Here is a 3244-nt window from a genome sequence, read left to right as displayed (position 1 = left end):
AGAGCGCTACCGCTGCAACAGCAGCCGAGAGCGCTACCGCTGCAACAGCAGCCGAGAGCGCTACCGCTGCAACAGCAGCCGAGAGCGCTACCGCTGCAACTGTAGCCGAGAGTGCTACTGCTGCAGCTGCATTCGTGAACGCTCCCGCCTGCATGCGTTACTTCGCCTTCGCCGCCTTGGCCGTCTCGATCGCCTGATTGATTTGCTCCTCGAAGCTTCTCAGCGCCGTATTTACATCCGTTTTGTCTTTCACCATGTTGGCGAAGGAGGCGCCGAAGTCGACGCCGACGTCGGTCAAATGGGAAGCGCGGGGCTCGGTGGGCGGCGCGTCCGGGTAGAAGTACAAGGCGTTCACGTTTTTGCCTTGCCATTCCGGAACGTCCTGGCCGGTAGATTTTCTCACGGCATCGCTTTTGAGCGGCGTTCCCAAGCCGTTTTTGGCCAAAATCATCTGCATTTCCTCGGATAGCATATAAGAGACGACCTCGAACGCTTCATCCTTGTGCTTCGACGTCTGAGTAACGAACAGCGCCAGCGTGGCCGGCTTGAAGCCGATATTCGGCCGTTCCTTGAGGCTCGGGACGGCTACGACATCCCAATTCAGCTGAGTATTCGCGCGGGCGGCACCGACGATAGACGGATGGCTGTTCACCATCATCGCGATCGTGCCCTTGGAGAAATCGCCGAGCGGAACGATGCTCGCATTCGGGAGATCGAAAAATCGCCGTAAATTTTCGTACAGCAGCTTGTGACCGTCATTATTGATAGTCGCCTTGTCTTCCTTCGGATGCAGAGGGCCGATCGACAGCTGGTTGTTGAGCATAATGTTGTTCGGCTGCGCCGCAAACCCCTGGAACGTATCCGATCCGTCCACCCTTGTCATCTTCTTCGACAGCTCGTAGGTATCGTCCCAGGTCATGCCGTCCTTCGGATAAGCGACACCGAACCGGTCGAAAACGTCTTTATTATAGAACAAGGCGTACTTATTCATCGTAAACGGCAGGCCGTACAGCTTGCTCTCGCTGTTCTGCGACTGAGTCTGCGCCAAAACGTTCGGCTCGATGGAGCTCAGATTGAAGCCGTGCTTTTTGACGAGCTCTTGCATGTCGTAATGAAGGCCGTTCATCATCACCCGGCTCGTCGTAAAGGCCGCCGATTCGTATATAATGTCCGGCAAGGTGCCCATCGCGATCAGATCGGCGTACTCGCTGCCTTTGCCCCTGTTGACGATGTTCAAGGTAATGTGGGGATATTTCTTCTTCAACGTTTCGAGAATGTCCGTTTCCTCCAAAATGAGTGGAAAGCCTTGCGCGTTGAACCAAGTCAACGTAACCGGCTCCTTCGGCTTAAGCGCTTCCCCCGTGCCTTTCTCCCCATTCGACTGGGACGATCCGCCTCCGCTGCAGCCGGTTAAGACGGCTCCGATTAGAAGGCTACCCGTTAAAACGGTTACTAGCTTTTTGATCATGAGAATCAACCTCCATTTTTAAAAACGCCAGAAAGCATAAGCGTTGCCTCGAGCAACATCACCGAAAATACTTCGATCGGAAGCTTTTCTTCTGTTTGTTTGGTGTGCGTCCAGTGATTTCTTCTTCTGTCAGTCAATGAACCCCTTCGTTGACGGTGTGCCGCGAATGCTGCGCTTCTATGCTAGTTCCTATGGGGTTAAGCCCTTTCTCATGCGTGGACCGTAGACTTCGTCTCAGGAAGCCCAATGTTTCCGATATCGTTTGCTCCATCCCTCCTTCTGACTCGCCTGACGACGCGCTGGCCTTATGCGAATGATCCCTGACCGTGAACGGACTTATGGTGCCGATCGGAATGTAACCGCTGCCATTTTACGGACGGAGGCATGCTCCATTCAGCATCTACGAAACCTGTTCAAACAAGGAACAATTTTATGGTACAATAAAAAATAAGCATATTATAGTTGTGTTTTTGTTGATTATATGAATGGAAGGACATGTTGATGAGATGGCCAGGAAAAAAACGATAACTTTGCCGCTGTTAGCCGAAAAGTTGGGTCTGAGCGTATACACCGTATCGAAAGCGCTGCGGGGGTTGCCCGGAATGTCCGAGACGACGAGAAAAGAAGTGATCCAGCTGGCGAACGAGCTCGGCTATTTGACGAAGGACCAGGAAAGCAGTCTCCTGTACGAGGGCATTCCGCGGCTCTCCGTCAAGCAGAGGCGCTTTCTGATGGTAACCACTTCGAGATACAGCACCACCATCCAGCAATTGTTCATGGGCTTGAAGGAGAGAATGTTCGAGCTGGGGCACAAAGTCGACATCGCTTTCATGCCGGATTCGCTGTCGCCCGAGCGGTTCGACGGCTGGATGGAGCAGGAAGGGATTTTGTATGCGGACGGGCTGTTTATTACCCCGCTTATTCCTGAGCCGCTGGAAGCGAGGCTGCTGGAGACGAAGCTGCCCCGCATTCTGGTCAATTATCCGCCAGTGGGCGCCAAGGTCGACAGCGTGATCTGGGACGTGCACGACGCGACGGTGCAATCGGTGCAATATTTGATCGCGAACGGCCACCGGAATATTACGTACGTCGGGGATACGACGAAAACCCGGGGGTACAAGCAGCGTTGGCTCGCTTTTCAGGAAGCGATGAAGCAGGAAGGCATCGATATCCAAGAGGAAAGCCACTATATCAGCATTACATCCGATAATGCGCAGTGGATGGCTATGTTCAAGAACCACCTGGAGCGGCACAAGCCGACGGCGCTGCTGTGCTCCTCGCATGAAACGAATTTGTCCTGGGTATTTTACGCCTGCAGCGAGTCGGGCCGCCATATTCCCGCCGACATTTCGATCATCGTGCTGGACAACCTCCGTGACTGCATCATTCCGGATATTACGCGTCCCGTGCTGCTTATGATGGAGACGGGGTATCGCGCGGCGGACCGGATGCTGTGGCGGATGGCCAACACCCATTTGCCTTTCGAGCACATTCGTCTGCAAGGGAGTTTTTTCCAAGGGGCTACCGTCAAAAATTTGCTGAAATAAGCAGGCAGACTTGGAGTGGCGCAGCTTGGACGGGAACCGCTCGGAGCGGATGCGGAAACGGGAACAGAAGCAGGAACAGAAGCAGGAGCAGAAGCAGAAGCAGGAACAGGAGCAGAAGCAGAAGCAGGAGCAGGAGCAGAAGCAGGAGCAGGAGCAGGAGCAGGAGCAGAAGCAGGAACAGGAACAGGAGCAGGAGCAGGAGCAGGAGCAGGAGCAGGAGCAGGAACAG

At 54.2% G+C, this 3244-nt stretch carries 4 protein-coding genes; 3 read left to right on the top strand and 1 reads right to left on the bottom strand.

All coding sequences use genetic code 11. From position 1 onward, the window contains the following. Positions 1-197, top strand: a 197-nt coding sequence (locus FE784_RS41730; protein WP_218103885.1) for a hypothetical protein, incomplete at its 5' end; no start/stop codon positions are given. On the opposite strand, the gene FE784_RS39585 is transcribed toward FE784_RS41730, so the two are convergent. After that, complete coding sequence (locus FE784_RS39585) at positions 158-1468, bottom strand: ABC transporter substrate-binding protein (RefSeq protein WP_139607808.1); 1311 nt, start codon at positions 1466-1468, stop codon at positions 158-160. The two genes, FE784_RS41730 and FE784_RS39585, sit on opposite strands and share 40 nt — an antisense overlap. Positions 1469-1974: 506 nt before the next feature. Here FE784_RS39585 and FE784_RS39580 point away from each other — a divergent pair. Both FE784_RS39580 and FE784_RS41440 read left to right on the top strand, forming a co-directional pair. Further along, complete coding sequence (locus FE784_RS39580; RefSeq protein WP_176706858.1) at positions 1975-3015, top strand: LacI family DNA-binding transcriptional regulator; 1041 nt, start codon at positions 1975-1977, stop codon at positions 3013-3015. A gap of 25 nt (positions 3016-3040) precedes the next feature. Beyond that, positions 3041-3244 (top strand): hypothetical protein (locus tag FE784_RS41440; RefSeq protein ID WP_176706857.1); only part of this gene is annotated, 204 nt, incomplete at its 3' end.

The sequence above is a fragment of the Paenibacillus hemerocallicola genome (assembly GCF_006265175.1).
Classification (GTDB): Bacteria; Bacillota; Bacilli; order Paenibacillales; family NBRC-103111; genus Paenibacillus_AB; species Paenibacillus_AB hemerocallicola.
Note: the sequence above shows the minus strand (reverse complement) of the source record. Positions and strands in the feature narration are given on the sequence as shown.

Excerpts from the sequence above, each read along its gene's own strand:
- FE784_RS39585 (WP_139607808.1), bottom strand. The coding sequence starts at position 1,468 with ATGATCAAAAAGCTAGTAACCGTTTTAACGGGTAGCCTTCTAATCGGA.
- FE784_RS39580 (WP_176706858.1), top strand. The coding sequence starts at position 1,975 with ATGGCCAGGAAAAAAACGATAACTTTGCCGCTGTTAGCCGAAAAGTTG.